Genomic DNA, 15,987 nt, shown 5'->3' with positions numbered 1-15,987 from the left:
TCCATGTGGAGGTTTTTTCGGATAGTCTGCTCGCGACACTCGTGTTCACCGTCGAAAGAGGAGACGTTCCGTGGCGCTGCCCATCGCTTCCGTCCAGCTGTATTCGCTGGCGGCCCAGTTCACCGCCGATCCCGCCGGGTCCCTGGACAAGCTCGCCGCGATCGGCCTGCGCAACGTCGAGGCGTTCGACTTCGTCGGCCGCCCGGCCGAGATCCGCGCGGCCCTGGACGCCGCCGGCCTCGCCGCACCCACGGGCCACGCGCCGCTGCTGTCGGATGAGCTGTGGACGCCGGACGGCGCCATCCCGACGCCGAAGCCGGAGGTCGTCTTCGAAGCCGCGGCGACGCTCGGCATGACGACGGTCTACGACCCGTTCGTCCCCGTGGAGCGCTGGCTCACCGCGGACGGCGTCGCCGACATCGCCGAGCGCATGAACCGCGCGGCCGAGGTCGCAGCCGGATTCGGACTGCAGGTCGGCTACCACAACCACGCGCAGGAGTTCATCGCGGACTTCGACGGCACGTCGGCGTACGAGCGCTTCATCGAGCTCACCGACGAGCGCGTGGCCATCGAGCTGGACCTGTTCTGGGCCCTCACCGGCGGCCAGGACGTCCCGGCGCTCGTGCAGCGCCTGGGCTCCCGCCTGAACGCCGTCCACGTCAAGGACGGCATCGCGCCCGCGTCGAACCCGTTCGCCCCGGACGCCGCGGACTTCGGCAGCGACAGTCTCGACCAGCGCCGTGCCGGTGAGGGCGACGTCCCGCTCGCCGCGGCGTTGCGCGCCGGCGAGGGGAATATCCGGTACGCCGTCCTGGAGTTCGACAAGGCTCCGGGCGACGTCTTCGAAGATCTCGCCGCGGGCTACCGCTTCCTCGTTGACGGTGGGTTCGCCGCGTGACCGGGCCCGTGGGCGTCGGCATCATCGGCGCGGGTGTCATCAGCGACACCTACCTGCAGAACCTGACCTCGTTCCCGGATGTCACCGTGGTCCACGTCGGCGATCTGAACGTCGAGCGCGCTCGCGCGCAGGCCGAGAAGTACGGTGTCCCGCGCGCCGGGACGGCGGCCGATGTGCTGGCGGACCCCGAGGTCGAGGTGGTCGTGAACCTCACGATCCCCGCCGTGCACGTCGAGGTGTCCGCTGCCGCGATCGCGGCCGGCAAGCACGTCTGGACCGAGAAGCCGCTCGGCCTCGACCGCAACGGCACCGCGCAACTGCTGCGCGATGCGGACGCTGCCGGGCTCCGCATCGGCTCCGCTCCGGACACCGTCCTCGGCCCGGGTTTCCAGACCGCGAAGCGCGCCATCGCGGAGGGTGTCATCGGCACCCCGCTGTTCGCGCAGACCGTCTTCCAGACGCAGGGACCGGACCTCTGGCACCCGAGCCCGCAGTTCCTGTTCGCCCGCGGCGCGGGCCCGCTCCTGGACATGGGTCCGTACTACCTGACCGGACTGGTCAGCCTGTTCGGTGCCGTCGAGAAGGTGTCCGCCTTCGGCTCGCGCGTGCGGACGGAGCGGATGATCCACACCGGTCCGGACGCCGGAACGACGTTCCCGGTCGAGGTGCCCACGACGGTCCAGCTGCTGACCTCGTTCAGCTCCGGTGTGCAGGGCCAGAGCCTGTTGAGCTTCGATTCCGCGCTGGAACGCGCCGGGGTGTTCGAGGTGCACGGTACCGAGGGCTCGCTGGTGCTCCCGGACCCGAACATGTTCACGGGGCGCATCGCCGTGGTCCGTCCCCTGGGCGCGCTCCGCGACGGCATGAGCTTCGAGCAGGAGTGGATCGACATCCCGCAGCAGGGCGCGGAGACCGGACGCGGCCTCGGGCTGCTCGACATGGTCCGCGCAATCGCGGAGGACCGTCCGCACGTCGCCTCCGGTGCCCTCGGTCACCACGTGCTCGACGTTATGCTCTCCGCCGAGGAGTCCATCGCGTCCGGTGAGACCGTCACGGTGAGCAGCACGGTGGACGAGGTTCCGGCAGTGCCCGTCGACTTCGACCCCTTCGCCGCCACCCTCTGACGAAACCCACCGACCGCCGGAGGTCACGCACCGCGCGTGGCCTCCGGCGGTTCGTGATCGAGCACGTGGGACGATGGGACCGACGGGCGGAGGCCACGGTGGCGGGAGAGGCGTGCGGCGCGAACTGCGGGTGCGGTGCCCCTGCGCGTTCGGATTTCGACGTCGCGGCGCTGGGGCATCGTCCCCTGCCGAGGATGGTCCCGACCGCACGCCACACGATCGAGCAGGTCGAGATCCCTGCGGGCTCGTTCATGATGGGCGATTCGTCCGGCGACGCGAACGTCGGCGACGGTGAGACCCCGCGTCACGAGGTCACTCTGGCCGGCTTCCGGATGGACGCGACCCCGGTGACCAACGCTGACTTCGCCCGTTTCGTGGGCGCCACCGGCTACCACACCGAGGCTGAGCGCTGGGGCTTCTCCGCCGTGTTCCAGCCGGCGCTCGCCGCTCCGGAGACCGACATCATGGGGCCGGCCGCCGGAACTCCGTGGTGGCTCGGCGTTCGCGGCGCGGACTGGGCACACCCGGGCGGTGCGAACTCGTCGATCGACGGCCTCGAGGATCACCCGGTCGTGCACGTCGGCTGGACGGACGCCACCGCGTACTGCGCGTGGGTCGGTCGACGCCTGCCCACGGAGGCGGACTGGGAGTACGCCGCGCGCGGCGGTCTGGCGAACCGGAAGTATCCGTGGGGCGATGACGAGGTCGACGCCGGTGGATGGCGGGCGAACATCTTCCAGGGCGAGTTTCCGCGCATCAACACCGCTGATGACGGCTACCTCACCACCGCCCCGGTGCGCTCGTTCGCCCCGAACGGGTACGGCCTGTGGCAGATGGTCGGCAACGTCTGGGAGTGGTGTCAGGACCGGTTCGATCCGCGCACGTACACGCCCGCGGCCGTGACGGATCCGCACGGTCCGGAGGCGGGAGAGGTGCGGGTGATGCGCGGTGGGTCCTACCTCTGCCACATCTCCTACTGCAACCGCTACCGCAACTCCGCACGCACCGGGAACACACCGGACTCATCGATGGGCAACACCGGATTCCGGACGGTTGCGCGGTGAGCGAGCGTCGGCGGTTTCCGGCCTCCGTGTACGGGCGCGGCTCCGAGCCGGACGCGCGGTTCACCCTCGCGAACGAGCGGACGTTCCTCGCGTGGATGCGCACGTCCCTCGCTCTGATCGCCGGCGGTGTCGCACTGGAAGTGCTGAGCCTGGACCTGAACCCGGCCCTCCGGCTCACCGCCGCGGTGCTGCTCGTGGTCGTCGGCACGGTTTCGTCGATACTCGCCTGGCTGGGGTGGCGGCGGACCGAGCGGGCGCTGCGCGAAGGCCGTCCGCTGCCGTCTTCGCCGCTCGGTCCGGTGCTGGGGGCGACGGTCACGATCGCCGGAGCGCTGCTGCTGATCGCGCTGCTGATGCGATGACGAGCGAGCTGTTCGACCCCGGGCTGCAGCCGGAGCGGACCGAGCTCGCGTGGCGGCGCACGTGCCTCTCGCTCGCGATCGGCTCGCTCGTTGCGATGCGACTGCTGCCGATCGCGTTCGGCAACCTCGGGTGGACGGCGCCGGGGGTGATCGGGCTCGCGCTCACCGGCGTGCTGTGGATCATCGTGCGCCGACGCGGTGCGGCGGTGAATGCCCGGCTTCGACGAGACGGCGACCACGCCCGCCTGCCGGACGCGACGCTGCTGTTCGCGTTCGTCCTGCTGGTCGTCGGGGTCGGCGTGCTGTCTCTCGCGATCGTCGGTGACGCAGCGCTTCGTCCCGGTTGATGGACGTCAGCTCGGCGGAGCGGGTCGCGGGTGAGAATTCTCTTTCCCGCGAGCGCGGCGCTGGGCTATCTTTTCGGCATGGCAGCGTTGCCGCCGGAGGCTCCCGGCCCGTCCAAGCGCATGACGTTCTTCCTCGCGTCCGGACTGGACCCGGACACCTACGCCGCACAGCACGAGCGCGGGCTGACCCCTGATCGGCACCCGTATGGCACCGAGAACGTCCCGGACGGATGGCGGTTCGCGTTCGCGGCCGCTCCGGTTCCCCGGCTCCTGCGGCGACCTGCGCGGGTCGTCCACCGTGTGCTGGGATTCGACCTCGTCCGGGCCCTGGCGAACCGACGCGCTCTGCGCCGTGCCGACGCGATCTACTGCCACACCGAGGTCGAGTACCTCGCGGCGGCGACGGTCATCGGGCGTGGCGGGCCGGTCCTGATCGGGCAGACGATCTGGCTCTTCCGGCGGTTCGCGGAGCTCGGTGGGCTGCGCCGGTGGGCGAGTGTGCGTGCCCTCCGGCGCGTGGACGTCCTGGTCTCGAACGCACTCCCGAACCACGAGCTGGGGCGCGCGCTCGCACCCGCGGCGCGACACGTCTACGTCCCGTTCGGGGTGTCTCGGCGCTTCGGGACCGTGGCACGCGCGGTCGACGGGGCCCAGGTTCTCGGCGTGGGCAACGACGTGGCGCGGGACTGGGACACGTTCGGCGATGCCCTGTCCGAGCTGCCCGGCGTCACGGTCCGGGTCGCGGGCCGACAGCCCGTCCTGGTGCGGGGGACGAACGTGGCCGCGCTGACCGCGGGAGTGGACGAGCTGCTCGCCCTGTATGCGCACGCCGTCGCCGTCGTGGTCGCGCTCCGGCCGAACGCGCACGCCAGTGGAATCACCACCGTGCTGGAGGCCGTCGCCGCCGGTGCCCCCGTCATCGCGTCCGACACCGGGGGCCTGCGCGACTACTTCACGGATGACGAGGTGCTCTACGTTGCGCCCGAGTCTTCGGAGGAGTTGCAGGCGGCGATCACGAGCACCCTGGCCGATCCGGAGGCGGCCTCCTCGCGCGCACGGGCCGCGCGGGAGCGCATGGACGCCGACGCGTACTGGAACGACGCCTACTGGGACCGCATCGTGGCGCTCGTCGCGGACGATCCTCTCCCCTCCCGGCGGCAACCGGCGGGAGGGGAACAGCCGTGATGAGGCCGCACGCGGGCGACTCGCCGCCCCCTTTGTGACCGGGCCCGATCAGGACGCGGACGGACCGAACGCGATGCGAACGGGGCCCCGCACCGTGGCGAGGTCGACCGGCTCGCCCTTCTGCGTGATCACGACGGTGCCGTCGGCGGCGAGGCCGGCCGCCACCCGGCGGACGTCGTCCATCCGGGAGCGCCACTGCTCGTCCGGGCCACCGACGACTCTCGCGACATCGCTCGGGCAGATCGTCTTGCCGTCGCGTTTGCGCAGCAGCGCGTGGATCGTGGCGGTGATGCGGGTGTCGAGTTCGTCCGGGGCCGGCTCCTCCCACCACGCGTAACCGCGCTCGCCGAGCGCGTGTTTGGCGTCGTTCACCCGCGGCCGCGCGTCGCTCTCCCCGGCGCGGACCCCGCGGCGCGCCGCCATCAGTTCGTCGACGAGCTCCTGGCGCAGCTTGTCCGGAATTCCCGGATCCGTCGCTCGCCATTTCCGACCGTCCACGACGATGTGGTGGCCGTCGGCGGTGCGCGGCGGGTTCGCCGACCCCGTTGCCGGATCGTCCTCGGTGGCTACCATGTGACTCAACCTCCCCACCGCGGGGCGGCGCAGAACGGGGGCCCCGTGTCCGATCAGATTACCGAGACAACCACGGCCGGACCGGCTCCGCGCGCGGCCCAGCCGAAGCCCTCGGCGCAGCGCCAGGTCTGGGCGGCCGTCGGCCTGCTCCTCGCGGTGGTGCTCGTCGCCGCCGGGGGCGCGCTGGCGAACATGGGCAACACCGAGGGCTGGTACGCGGAGGCGAACAAGGTCTCCTGGACCCCGCCGAACTGGCTGTTCGGTCCGGCCTGGTCGCTCCTGTACCTGCTCATCGCGATCGCCGGTTTCATCCTGTGGCGACAGGGTTTCTCCGGCCCCGGACGTGAGAACAACGCGCGGTCGCTGCTGATGCTCTTCATCGCCCAGCTCGTGCTGAATTCGCTGTGGTCGCCGGTCTTCTTCGCCGGTTACCCCTGGCTCGGTCCCGCCGCCTGGTGGATCGCGCTGGTGATCATCGTCGTGATGGACGTCCTGGTGGCCTGGCTCGTGTTCGCGTGCCTGCGCGACCACCTCGTGGTGTCCCTGCTGCTGTTGCCCTACCTGTGCTGGATCCTCTTCGCCACCACGCTGAACGCCGGCATCATCGCGTTGAACTGACCCGCCTCACGGGGCCCGTCAGTGGCGGGCCCGGTCGACCAGAAGGGTGTCGGTGATCTGCTCGAACGCGATCACCTTCCCGTCCGCGAGGCGCCAGAGGTGCGCCACGCGGGCACGGAACGGCTTGCCGGTGGCACGGAAGACACCGGTGTACGTCCCGACCCCGACGACGGTGTCCCCGGCGTCGAGCACCTCGTCCACGGTGAGGCGGTAGTCGTCGTACTCCCCGTTGAGACGGACGAAGACGTTCTCCTTGACGGCTTCCGGACCCACGTAGAGTCCGGCGGCGGGGAAGCCCTCCGCCTCCCGCCAGTGCACGTCCGGAGCCAGTGGCGCGAGCATGCCGTCGAGGTCTCCGGCGTCGGAGGCGGCGTAGTGGGCGCGGATGATGTCGGCGTTGGTGGTCATGATGCTCCTCAGACGGGCTCGACGTCGGGGTAGGAAACCCGACCGAGCGGATAGATGTGGCCGCCGGCGCGGGAGTGCTGCGCCGCACCCTGGCCGTTGATGCCGAGGAAGACTCCGGTGGTGCGCAGGGCGTAGCCGAGGTCGTGCAGCCAGACGCTGGCCACCGGGATCACGAACTCGCGGAAGCAGAACAGATACAGCCCGTGTTCGAAGCGCCACACCGTGGACATGTCGACGTCGCCATGACCGCGCTGCTCGCCCTGCACGCACTGCCACGCGTAGCGCTCGCTGGAGAGGTAGACGTGCTCGTACAGGTGGTTCGGGCTGTACCGGTAGACGTTGCGCATGCCGATCAGATCCCGGCTCGGGCCCGGCTTCGCCCCGGTCACGGTGATCCCCTCGACCACGCCCGCGGCGAAGGTCTGACCGACCTGCGGCACACCCGCAGTGGCCTCCGGAGCGATCGCGGAGTGGACGAGCATGGCCCGTCCGGACATCGTCGACCACACCACCGTGATCGCTTCGCGGGCGCGGGACTCCAGCGGCAGTGAGACGAAGTACACGTCGTCGCGGACGCGGACGGCGTCGTACGGATCCCGGTTGCCGCCGGACGCGGACAGCAGCCCGTCCGAGGTCCAGGTCGCCGTGGTCGCGTCCTCGAACGTGATCGACAGCGCGGTGTCCTCGTCGAACCGCAGGCTGACCGCCGTGCCGCCGAGGTCGGCGGCCGGCATCCGATAGGTGTCGATGCCGGCGGCGAACTCGTCGTAGGTCTTCCAGTGCGCCGGGTCGGCGGCGTCGGTGCTGCGACTGACCGCAACCGCCTCGGTGTGCGTCATGATCTCTCCTCCGGGACGAGGACGGCCTTGATCAGGCCCTCCGTGCGGTTCTCGATGTCGGCGAACGCGCGCGCCACGTCCGCGAGCGGGTACACGTGCGTGACGAGCGAGGTGAAGGGGAACCGTCCGGACGCCAGGAGGGCGAGGGCGGGTTCGAAGCCTCCAGCGGAGAGGAAGCTCGGCAGCAGGTCGATCTCCCGGGTCAGCAGCAGCTCGTCGCTCGGGATCTGCAGCGTCGGCCCGGCCCCGCACGCGCCGGCGAGCACGACCCGCCCGCCGCGGCGCACCAGCATCAGCGCGGTGCGCTGCGCGTCCACCGATCCGGCCGACTCGATCACGACGTCCGCACCGCCGGGCAGGATCCGGTGCACGTCGGAGACGAGGTCCTCGCCGCGGCCGTCCAGTTGCGCGGTGGACCCGAACGAACGCGACAGCGTGCGGCGCTCGGCGCGCCCACCGACCACGACCACGGCCGCTGCCCCCGCCGCGCTCGCCGCCGCTGCGCACAGCAGTCCGACCGGGCCGGGGCCGATGATCACGACGGACTCCCCGGAGCGCACGCGACCGCGCGACACCGCACGACAGGCGACCGCGAGCGGCTCGACCAGGACGGCGGCGTCCGGGTCGACGGTCTCCGGAATCCGGTGCACGATCGCCTGCGCGGGCACGATCAGGTGGGACGCGTAGCCGCCGGCGTACGGGACGGCGTCATCCGGGATGTTCACCCCGAGCTGGCGCCCCGGCCCGGGGGTGTCGAGGTCCTGCTGACACAGGTTGTACCGTCCCTCGCGGCAGCGATCGCATCGCTGGCACGGCACGAGCATCTCGACCGCGACGCTCTCGCCGAGCGCGAGACCACGCACATCGGCGGGACCGACCTCGTCGATGACCCCGATGAACTCGTGTCCCGGAACGAGGGGGAACGGGTCGCCGATGTGGCCGTCGCGCAGATGGAGGTCGGTGGCGCAGATGCCGGCGCGCGTGATGCGCAATCGCAGCTCACCGGGACCGGGGTGAGGTACCGGAACCTCGCGCACCTCGACCTGACCCGCGCGGGGGAACAGCACCTGCTCGGCTGTCTGGATCACGATGGCCCTCCGTCTGCCGTGACGTGATCCCAGTCAACGGTGCGGCCCGGGCGGCCGCTTGCGCGTCAGGGCACTCGGCTTGGACACGCGTGCAGGCGTGCGTCAGGCGTGCAGACGGGCTGCGCGGAACGCGCTCGGCGTCTCGCCGTAGGTGGCCTTGAACAGGCGGGAGAAGTGCGCGGCGTCGGAGAAGCTCCAGCGGGAGGCCACCCGCGTGACCGTCTCGTCCGCCAGTCGCGGGTCGGTGAGGTCGTCCCGGCAGCGCTCGAGTCGAAGTTGGCGGATGTGGGCGGCCACCGTGGTGCCCTCGCGCTGGAAGACGGCGTGGAGGTAGCGCACGGAGATGTAGTGCGCGGCGGCGATGGACCCCGGACCCAGGGCCGGGTCATCGAGGTTCGCCAGGATGTGGTCGCGGATGCGCGCGAGCAGGGTCTCCTGGCGCGGATCGGGGTCGGTCTCGAGCTGCTCGCGCAGCAGGATCGAGACGAGGTCGACCATCGTGTGGGCGAGGCGACCGCCGACGGCCGGCGTGAGGAGGCCGAGCTGGCCGGTCGCCTGCCGGAGCATGCTGGCCACGATCGCGCCCATCGGGTCATCGCCGCCCAGGGTGCGCGCCGTGAGTCGGCCCACACTGGTCTCATCCAGCGGCACGAAGGACTTCGGGAACATCGCGATGATCGAGCGGAAGCTGTCATCGAACGCGAGCGTGTACGGCCGAGTGGTGTCGTAGATCGCGAGGTCACCGGGGTTCAGCAGGACGTCGCGGCCGTCCTGACAGAGATAGCCGCTCCCGCTGAGCATGAGGCTGATCTTGTAGTTCGCCGGCGTCCCGCCGTCCGCGCACAGTCGCCACGTCCGTTCCACGACGTGCGGATCCGCGACCACTTCGGTCAGGCCGATGCGGTCGAGCATCTGCCCTTGAACGGTGGCGTGGAAGTGGTGCGGCCGCTGGGACGTGACCGTCAGGGGCACGAAGGACCGATTGACGACGTCACGGAAATCGGTGATGCCGCCGAGGCGCAGCATCTGTCCGGCTGAGGGCGGGGCCGTCGTAGCGGCAATGCTCGGGGACATCGCTCACCTCCTGTGTCCGCGGCGACAACTTCCATAGGTATACACCGGCCTCCGCGCGATGGATATGGCTCATCCCCAGTCGCCGTGCTCTGTGCACGGATGCGCAACCGCCGTTCCCCCACGTTCAATCGCACCGAACGCCCGACGGCGAGCCTGGTCGTGGCGGATGAGCGCTGACCATGCGCCGCCACGGCACAAAGGAGTACAGCCATGAATCGCACTATGACGGGCATCGGCGCCCTCATCGTCGGTGCCGCGCTGGCGGTATCGCTCGCCGGATGCGTCCCCGACGAGACCGGCTCCGGTGCCACGGCGTCCGCCGGTGGAGGGACGGGCCACCTGGCCTGCGGACTCGGCAACGGCAAACCGGCGACGGGGGAGCCGATCAGGGTGGGCGCCATCGCGACCGCGTCCGGTGGGGTGGACTTCTCCTCCTCGCCGAATTCGGCGAAGGCGTTCTTCGATTGCGTGAACGACAACGGCGGGATCAACGGTCGCCCCATTCAGTACTCCTACGAAGACGACCAGCTGGATCCGACGAAGACCGCGCAGCTGGCGGCGGGGCTGGCCGCGGACAAGAGCGTCGTCGGACTCGTCGGGGACGCGACCTTCGTCGGCTGCGACGTCGCGAATGCGGCGTACGCGAAGGCGGACCTCTACTCGATCACCGGTGTCGGGGTCCCGCAGGCGTGCTTCCAGTCCTCGAACATCGCGCCGGTCAATGCCGGACCCCGGACCTCCGCGCTCGGTCTGATGCAGTACATGGAGCGTCAGAAGCTCCTCGGCGGCGGCTTCTACTCGATCGGTCTGAACACGCCCGGCAACGGCGACTGGGTGGCCGCGGGCATCCGCGACTACGCCAAGCAGGCCGGCATCAAGATGGCCGGCGAGACGCTGAGCGATCCGGCGGAGAGCAACTGGCTGCCGCTGGTCGGGCAGGTGCAGGCGTCCAAGGCCTCCGCGCTCATCATCGTGGACCCGGCGCCCATCTCGGCCTCGATCCTGACGGCCGCCGAGCAGCAGGATGCGCGCGGCAAGATCGCCTGGGGGTGCACGGCCAGCTGCTACGACAAGCAGTTCGCGAGCCAGCTCTCCAGCTACTGGCAGGGGTTCCTGGTGAACTCCGAGCTGCAACTGGTGACCGCGACCGGCGGCGACAGCGACCTCTGGAACGGCGTGATGGACAAGTACGCGGCCGCCGACGCCCCCCGGGACACGTTCAGCCAGGCCGGCTTCCTCGCGGCGAAGATCTTCACCGACACCCTGCTGCAGGTCAAGGATCCCTCCACGCTCGATCGCGCCACCGTCTCGAAGGCGCTTCTCGGCATCAAGGGCTACACCTCCAGCCTGCTGTGCGACCCGTGGTACTTCGGTCAGGCGGACGAGCACCATGCCAACCACGCGACGCGCAACGCCAAGATGCAGGACGGCAAGTGGGTGGAGGTCGAGGGCTGCACCGAGGTGGTCGACCCGGCGATGAAGAGCATCCTCGATCGGGAACAGGCCGAAGGCCTGCTGAAGAAGTGACCGCTGAACGAATCCACGCGGACGTCCGACCGTCCGCCGTGCGCGAGGTGGCGGGGGTGACCCGATGAACGTCGTCCCCTTCATCATCGCCGGGCTCGTGATCGGCTCCGTGTACGCGCTGTCCGGCGTCGGGGTGCTGGTGCTGTACCGGACCTCCGGGGTGCTGAACTTCGCGCACGGCGCGATCGGAGCCCTCGCGGCGATGACGGCCTGGCAGTTCATCGGTCAGCGGATGCAGCCGTCGCTCGCGATCGCGCTGGGGATCGTGATCGCGGCGGCGGCGGCCTTCCTGTTCGGGCTGCTGGCCGGGCCGTTCCTGGCTCGCATCGACGAGCTGCGCAAGGCGACGGCGACGCTGGGTCTCGCTCTGGTCCTGCTCGGCGTGATGCTGTTCACGTGGAATGACAAGGCCCGCACGATGAACCTCGAATCCAGTCAGATCGCGTTCTCGTTGCCCGGCGGGAGGATCAACCTCACGCAGCTGATCTGCATCGCGCTGGCGATCCTGGTGATCGTCGGCACCTCCCTGGCACTGGCTCGGACCTCCGCCGGAACCGCGATGCGCGCTCTTGCGAGTGACCGGGATCTCGCCGCGGTGCTCGGCACGAATGTGCGCTCCGTGGAGCTGACGGCCTGGACGGTCTCCGGCGCGATCGCCGGTGTGTCCGGCATCCTGCTCGCGGATCAGACCCGACTGGAACCGGCGTTCCTCACGTTCCTCATCATCCCGATCCTGGCGACCGTGGTGATCGGACGATTCCGGTCGCTGTGGCTGGCGTTCTTCGGTGGCCTCGGCATCGGACTGCTGCAGTCGCTCGTGTCGGCGAACCCCGTCACGAGCGCCTTCAGCACCGCCGTACCGTTCGTGATCGCCACGATCGTCATTCTCATCTCGCGGCGCCGCCGCTTCATCGCGATCTCGGCGGTGCGCGCATGACCCGGTCCTCGTTCACCGCCTTCGCGCGGCGCACGCTGCCCGGCATCGTGTGCGCGCTGCTGGCGATCTTCCTCGTCCCGGCCCTCATCGGAACCTATTGGACCCGGGTGCTCACCGTGTGCGCGATCTACGCGATCGCGGCGGCGGGCGTGGGGATGCTGTACGGCCGGGTCGGACTGGTCTCGATCATGCAGGTCGGACTGGTGGCGATCGGCGGATGGGTGACGCTGCGACTCTGGCACGCCACCCACCTGCCGTTCGAGGTGGTGATGATCCTCGCGGCGATCGTCACCGGAATCGTCGGCACGATCGTGAGCCTGCCGGCGCTGCGATTGTCCGGCCTCAGCCTCGCCGTCGTCACCCTCATGGTCGCCGGGGCGATCGAGGTGCTGATCAGCGCCAGTGGCTTCCCGAACGGCGGACCGGGGTTCCTGGGTCGGGTCGGCGGTGCCACCCTCCCGGTCTCGATGCCCCGGCCCGCGCTCGCGGTGGGGGACGACGCCTACTTCCGCTACGTCATCGTGGTGCTGCTCATCGTGTTCCTGCTGCTGAGCTGGCTGCTCGGAGCGAAGCCGGGACGGTCCTGGGCCGCGATCCGGCAGAGCGAGGCGGGAGCGATCGCCGTCGGCGTCAGCGTCACGCGATACCGGCTGTTCGCCCTGGCGCTGGTGTCCGCGCTGACCGGCGTGGCCGGCGCGCTGCTGGCCGCGAACGCCGGACTGCTGGACCCGGTGTCCTTCAAGGCCCAGCAGTCGATTCTGCTGTTCGCGACCGTCCTAATCGGTGGCACGTTCACGCTCGGCGGCGCGGTGATCGCCGGGTTGTTCTTCCAGGGGGTCCCGCCGCTGCTGGATTCCTGGGGCGTGGACGGCAACCTGATCTTCGTCATCCTCGGTCTCGGCCTGGTGCAGGCGATCACGACCGCGCCGGCGGGAATCGCGGGCCAGCTCTCCGGACTGTGGCAACGCCTCCGACGACCCCGGAAGGACGTGCAGCGATGACCCTGGAGATCGCCGGGGTGACCGTCCGGTTCGGTGGCGTGACCCCTCTTGACGACGTGTCCGTCACGTTCGAGGACGGCGTCGGGGGGATCATCGGTCCCAACGGCGCCGGCAAGACGACGCTGTTCAACGTGCTGTCCGGGTTCGCCCTGCCGGTCGCCGGTACCGTCACGCTGGGCGGGATGTCCCTGCTCGCGCTCGCCCCGCACCGGCGCGCCGGGTGGGGGTTGCGCCGCACCTTCCAGCAGGAACAGGTCATTCGTTCGCTGACGGTGTGGGACAACGTCCGCCTCGGGGCCGACCACACCGGAGCGTCCATCGACGAGGTGCAGGCGGCGTTGGACTACGTCGGTCTGGTCGATCGCGATCGTCCGGGCACCCATCTGACGATGCTGGAACGGCGTCTGGTCGAACTCGCGCGGTGCGTGATCGGCGAGCCGCGACTGGTGCTGCTGGATGAGCCGGCGGCCGGACTCGACCCGGAGGAGTCCGGCCGTCTTCTCGGCCTCATCCGCGACATCCCGGAGCGATTCGGGGCATTGGTGCTCCTGGTCGATCACGATATGGACCTGGTGCGTGCCGCGTGCGGTACCGTCGCCGTGCTCGATTTCGGCAAGCTCATCGCCTTCGGCGAGACGGCGGAGGTGCTGGCCTCCCCGGCTGTCCGGCAGGCCTATCTGGGGGCTCAAGCATGAACACCGGTGAACTGGTCGTCACGGACCTGCGGGTTCGGCGCGGGGGCCGCGAGGTCGTGCACGGCGTGGACCTCACCGTCCGCCCCGGCGAGGTCACGGCCCTGCTCGGAGCGAACGGCGCGGGCAAATCATCCACGGTGCTCGCGATCGCGGGCCTGTTGCGCGAGGTCTCCGGAACGGTGACGGTCAACGGTGAGACGCTCAAGCCGGGAAGCCCGACCCGCACCCGCCGGGTCGGGATCGCGACCGTCCAGGAGGGGCACCGCGTGTTCGCCGACCTCTCCGTCGCGGACAATCTCAGGATCGCCTCCCTGCCGCTGCCGTCCCGCGAGCGTTCCGCGGCCGTGGAGAGCACCCTCGAACTGTTCGAGGAGCTGCGGGCGATGCCGACACGACTGGGCGGCCAGCTCTCCGGCGGTCAGCAGCAGATGCTCGCGATCGCCAGCGCCCTGGTCGCGAAGCCGTCGTTCGTCGTCATCGATGAGATGTCCCTGGGGCTTGCGCCCGTCATCGTGCAGCGTCTGATTCCGGCGATTCGGGCGATCATCGCGTCCGGCGTCGGCGTGTTGCTGATCGAGCAGTTCACGCGGGTGGCGCTGGAACTCGCCACGACGGCCACCGTGCTCGCGCAGGGGGAGGTTTCGCTGGCGGCACCCGCCGCGGAGCTCGTGGCGAACCCCGATCAGTTGACTCGGGCCTATCGGCTCTCGGAAGGATGACCCCATGACCCCGTACGACGTCGTCATCGTCGGCGCCGGCACCGCCGGTTCGATCATCGCCCGCCGCCTGGCCGATGCCGGGCGACGCACGCTGATCGTGGAGGCCGGCGGCGACAACCGTCGCGAGGAGATCCAGGACGTCGGACGGCTGAACCAGCTCTGGCACAGCGACACCGATTGGGACTTCTTCACCGTGCCGCAGGAGCACGCCGCCGGTCGGCGGTTGCACCTGCCACGCGGCAGGGTGCTCGGTGGGTCGCACTCGCTGAACGCGGCCATCTGGGTCCGGGGCAACAGCGCCGACTTCGACGGCTGGGAGGTGCCGGGGTGGACGTGGGCGGACGTCGAACCGATCTATCGCCGGATCGAGCAGTGGCACGGTCCGGCGTCCGAGGGTCGTGGCACCGATGGCCCGCTCCCGATTGAGGAGAACCAGCCGATGCATCCGGTGCAGGAGGCGATCATCGCCGCAGCCGAGGCGGAGGGCCTGCCGCGGAACCCGGACTACAACGGGGCCACCCAGGACGGGGTGAGCCGGGAGCAGGTGACGATCGCCGACGGCGACCGTGTGACGACGTGGGACGCGTACGCGCGACCGGCGGTGGAGGCGGGGCGGCTCGAGGTGCGCACCGGCGTGCGGGTGGTTCGGGTGGTGTTCGACGGCGAGGTCGCTCGGGGGATCGAGCTCGACGACGGCACCGTGATCGCCGCCGACGAGGTCGTGCTGACGGCCGGTGCGCTGGGCAGTCCGGAGCTGTTGCTGCGCAGCGGTGTGGGGCCGGCGGCACAGCTCGAGGCGCTCGGCATCCCGGTCGTCGCCGACCTGCCGGTCGGGGAGAACCTGCACGATCACTACCTCGTTCCGGTCATCTTCGACACGCAGCGCGAGGTCGAGGCGCCTGCGCCCCACCGGTCCGTGACGCAGTCGCACTGGTTCTGGCGCAGCACGCCGGACCTGCCGGTGCCGGACACCCAGCCGATCTGCTTCAGCGTCCCCATGCTGGCCGAGGGCATGGACCCGATCCCGTGGGGCTTCTCGCTCATGGCCGGCATCGTCTCGACGCGGAGTCGGGGACGGCTCACGCTGGCCTCCTCCGACCCCGCGGACGGCCTTCTCATCGACCCGGCGGTGTTCGCCGACGAACGCGACATGGGGAGCATGGTCGCGTCCGTCCAGCAGTGCCGCCGGGTCGGTGTGCAGGCCCCGCTGGCGGACGAGTGGGGTGCCCGCGAGGTGCATCCGGGGCCGTCGGTGTCGGGGGAGGAGCTGGAGCAGTACATCCGCGAGCAGGTCATCACCTATCACCACCAGGTCGGCACCTGCCGGATGGGCGCCGGTGCGGACGCGGTTGTCGACCCCACGCTGCGGGTGCGCGGATTGCGGGGGCTCACCGTCGCGGACGCGTCCGTGATGCCGACCATCACCACCGGCAACACGAATGCCCCCACGGCTGTCATCGGTGAGAAGGCCGCGGAGTTCCTCCTCGGTGCGACCGGCTGACTGCCGGGGCCGAACGACTGACACGTC

At 70.3% G+C, this 15,987-nt stretch carries 18 protein-coding genes; 13 read left to right on the top strand and 5 right to left on the bottom strand.

The genetic code is table 11. The features are described from left to right. Nucleotides 1-70 precede the first annotated feature (70 nt). From BN1193_RS14495 to BN1193_RS14470, 6 genes are all read left to right on the top strand, one after another. Nucleotides 71-898, top strand: a complete 828-nt coding sequence (locus BN1193_RS14495; RefSeq protein ID WP_040167565.1) for a sugar phosphate isomerase/epimerase family protein — start codon at nucleotides 71-73, stop codon at nucleotides 896-898. Beyond that, on the top strand, nucleotides 895-2,022 hold the full coding sequence (locus BN1193_RS14490) for a Gfo/Idh/MocA family protein (RefSeq protein WP_040167564.1): 1,128 nt from the start codon (nucleotides 895-897) through the stop codon (nucleotides 2,020-2,022). The genes BN1193_RS14495 and BN1193_RS14490 overlap by 4 nt, the downstream gene beginning before the upstream one ends. A gap of 98 nt (nucleotides 2,023-2,120) precedes the next feature. Next, the gene (locus BN1193_RS14485) at nucleotides 2,121-3,086 is read left to right on the top strand and encodes a formylglycine-generating enzyme family protein (protein ID WP_052460955.1); all 966 of its coding nucleotides are present in this window, start codon (nucleotides 2,121-2,123) and stop codon (nucleotides 3,084-3,086) included. Next, nucleotides 3,083-3,448 (top strand): YidH family protein, encoded by a 366-nt coding sequence (locus BN1193_RS14480; protein ID WP_040167562.1) that lies wholly within the window; start codon nucleotides 3,083-3,085, stop codon nucleotides 3,446-3,448. Before BN1193_RS14485 ends, BN1193_RS14480 begins: the two co-directional genes overlap by 4 nt. After that, on the top strand, nucleotides 3,445-3,795 hold the full coding sequence (locus tag BN1193_RS14475) for a DUF202 domain-containing protein (RefSeq protein WP_040167559.1): 351 nt from the start codon (nucleotides 3,445-3,447) through the stop codon (nucleotides 3,793-3,795). Before BN1193_RS14480 ends, BN1193_RS14475 begins: the two co-directional genes overlap by 4 nt. A 78-nt stretch (nucleotides 3,796-3,873) precedes the next feature. Continuing rightward, on the top strand, nucleotides 3,874-4,980 hold the full coding sequence (locus tag BN1193_RS14470; protein ID WP_094770554.1) for a glycosyltransferase family protein: 1,107 nt from the start codon (nucleotides 3,874-3,876) through the stop codon (nucleotides 4,978-4,980). Between the two features lie 48 nt (nucleotides 4,981-5,028). On the opposite strand, the gene BN1193_RS14465 is transcribed toward BN1193_RS14470, so the two are convergent. Beyond that, complete coding sequence (locus BN1193_RS14465) at nucleotides 5,029-5,553, bottom strand: DUF3253 domain-containing protein (protein ID WP_040167558.1); 525 nt, start codon at nucleotides 5,551-5,553, stop codon at nucleotides 5,029-5,031. 45 nt (nucleotides 5,554-5,598) lie between these two features. Here BN1193_RS14465 and BN1193_RS14460 point away from each other — a divergent pair, with 45 nt between their 5' ends. Continuing rightward, a complete protein-coding gene (locus BN1193_RS14460) occupies nucleotides 5,599-6,171 on the top strand; it encodes a TspO/MBR family protein (RefSeq protein WP_230206513.1) in 573 nt (190 codons plus the stop codon). 18 nt (nucleotides 6,172-6,189) lie between these two features. On the opposite strand, the gene BN1193_RS14455 is transcribed toward BN1193_RS14460, so the two are convergent. From BN1193_RS14455 to BN1193_RS14440, 4 genes are all read right to left on the bottom strand, one after another. Further along, entirely contained in the window at nucleotides 6,190-6,579 is a 390-nt protein-coding gene (locus tag BN1193_RS14455) for a nuclear transport factor 2 family protein (protein ID WP_040167557.1), read from the bottom strand. 8 nt (nucleotides 6,580-6,587) lie between these two features. Then, complete coding sequence (locus BN1193_RS14450) at nucleotides 6,588-7,418, bottom strand: MoaF C-terminal domain-containing protein (RefSeq protein ID WP_040167556.1); 831 nt, start codon at nucleotides 7,416-7,418, stop codon at nucleotides 6,588-6,590. After that, nucleotides 7,415-8,506 carry a zinc-dependent alcohol dehydrogenase gene (locus BN1193_RS14445; RefSeq protein WP_040167554.1) on the bottom strand — a complete coding sequence of 364 codons (1,092 nt, stop codon included), beginning with the start codon at nucleotides 8,504-8,506 and terminating at the stop codon, nucleotides 7,415-7,417. Before BN1193_RS14445 ends, BN1193_RS14450 begins: the two co-directional genes overlap by 4 nt. 102 nt (nucleotides 8,507-8,608) lie before the next feature. After that, entirely contained in the window at nucleotides 8,609-9,580 is a 972-nt protein-coding gene (locus BN1193_RS14440) for an AraC-like ligand-binding domain-containing protein (RefSeq protein ID WP_040167552.1), read from the bottom strand. 210 nt (nucleotides 9,581-9,790) lie between these two features. Here BN1193_RS14440 and BN1193_RS14435 point away from each other — a divergent pair, with 210 nt between their 5' ends. The 6 genes from BN1193_RS14435 (at nucleotide 9,791) to BN1193_RS14410 (ending at nucleotide 15,960) form a co-directional block, all read left to right on the top strand. Next, nucleotides 9,791-11,107, top strand: coding sequence for an ABC transporter substrate-binding protein (locus BN1193_RS14435; RefSeq protein ID WP_094770553.1), 1,317 nt, complete (start codon nucleotides 9,791-9,793; stop codon nucleotides 11,105-11,107). A gap of 64 nt (nucleotides 11,108-11,171) precedes the next feature. Next, complete coding sequence (locus BN1193_RS14430) at nucleotides 11,172-12,044, top strand: branched-chain amino acid ABC transporter permease (protein ID WP_040167551.1); 873 nt, start codon at nucleotides 11,172-11,174, stop codon at nucleotides 12,042-12,044. Beyond that, nucleotides 12,041-13,045: a branched-chain amino acid ABC transporter permease gene (locus BN1193_RS14425; RefSeq protein ID WP_040167549.1), complete on the top strand. Its 1,005-nt coding sequence runs from the start codon at nucleotides 12,041-12,043 to the stop codon at nucleotides 13,043-13,045. The genes BN1193_RS14430 and BN1193_RS14425 overlap by 4 nt, the downstream gene beginning before the upstream one ends. After that, nucleotides 13,042-13,740, top strand: a complete 699-nt coding sequence (locus BN1193_RS14420; RefSeq protein WP_040167545.1) for an ABC transporter ATP-binding protein — start codon at nucleotides 13,042-13,044, stop codon at nucleotides 13,738-13,740. Before BN1193_RS14425 ends, BN1193_RS14420 begins: the two co-directional genes overlap by 4 nt. Further along, a complete protein-coding gene (locus BN1193_RS14415) occupies nucleotides 13,737-14,459 on the top strand; it encodes an ABC transporter ATP-binding protein (RefSeq protein ID WP_040167542.1) in 723 nt (240 codons plus the stop codon). Before BN1193_RS14420 ends, BN1193_RS14415 begins: the two co-directional genes overlap by 4 nt. Before the next feature lie 4 nt (nucleotides 14,460-14,463). Further along, nucleotides 14,464-15,960: a GMC family oxidoreductase gene (locus BN1193_RS14410; protein WP_040167540.1), complete on the top strand. Its 1,497-nt coding sequence runs from the start codon at nucleotides 14,464-14,466 to the stop codon at nucleotides 15,958-15,960. The last annotated feature ends 27 nt before the right edge of the window (nucleotides 15,961-15,987 follow it).

The organism is Microbacterium gorillae (assembly GCF_000826185.2).
Classification (GTDB): domain Bacteria; phylum Actinomycetota; class Actinomycetes; order Actinomycetales; family Microbacteriaceae; genus Microbacterium; species Microbacterium gorillae.
The sequence above is the reverse complement of the archived record's forward strand: the minus strand, read 5'-3'. Positions and strand labels throughout refer to the sequence as shown.

Excerpts from the sequence above, each read along its gene's own strand:
- BN1193_RS14475 (WP_040167559.1), top strand. The coding sequence starts at position 3,445 with ATGACGAGCGAGCTGTTCGACCCCGGGCTGCAGCCGGAGCGGACCGAG.
- BN1193_RS14470 (WP_094770554.1), top strand. The coding sequence starts at position 3,874 with ATGGCAGCGTTGCCGCCGGAGGCTCCCGGCCCGTCCAAGCGCATGACG.
- BN1193_RS14465 (WP_040167558.1), bottom strand. The coding sequence starts at position 5,553 with ATGGTAGCCACCGAGGACGATCCGGCAACGGGGTCGGCGAACCCGCCG.
- BN1193_RS14455 (WP_040167557.1), bottom strand. The coding sequence starts at position 6,579 with ATGACCACCAACGCCGACATCATCCGCGCCCACTACGCCGCCTCCGAC.
- BN1193_RS14450 (WP_040167556.1), bottom strand. The coding sequence starts at position 7,418 with ATGACGCACACCGAGGCGGTTGCGGTCAGTCGCAGCACCGACGCCGCC.
- BN1193_RS14440 (WP_040167552.1), bottom strand. The coding sequence starts at position 9,580 with ATGTCCCCGAGCATTGCCGCTACGACGGCCCCGCCCTCAGCCGGACAG.
- BN1193_RS14435 (WP_094770553.1), top strand. The coding sequence starts at position 9,791 with ATGAATCGCACTATGACGGGCATCGGCGCCCTCATCGTCGGTGCCGCG.
- BN1193_RS14430 (WP_040167551.1), top strand. The coding sequence starts at position 11,172 with ATGAACGTCGTCCCCTTCATCATCGCCGGGCTCGTGATCGGCTCCGTG.
- BN1193_RS14425 (WP_040167549.1), top strand. The coding sequence starts at position 12,041 with ATGACCCGGTCCTCGTTCACCGCCTTCGCGCGGCGCACGCTGCCCGGC.
- BN1193_RS14420 (WP_040167545.1), top strand. The coding sequence starts at position 13,042 with ATGACCCTGGAGATCGCCGGGGTGACCGTCCGGTTCGGTGGCGTGACC.
- BN1193_RS14415 (WP_040167542.1), top strand. The coding sequence starts at position 13,737 with ATGAACACCGGTGAACTGGTCGTCACGGACCTGCGGGTTCGGCGCGGG.
- BN1193_RS14410 (WP_040167540.1), top strand. The coding sequence starts at position 14,464 with ATGACCCCGTACGACGTCGTCATCGTCGGCGCCGGCACCGCCGGTTCG.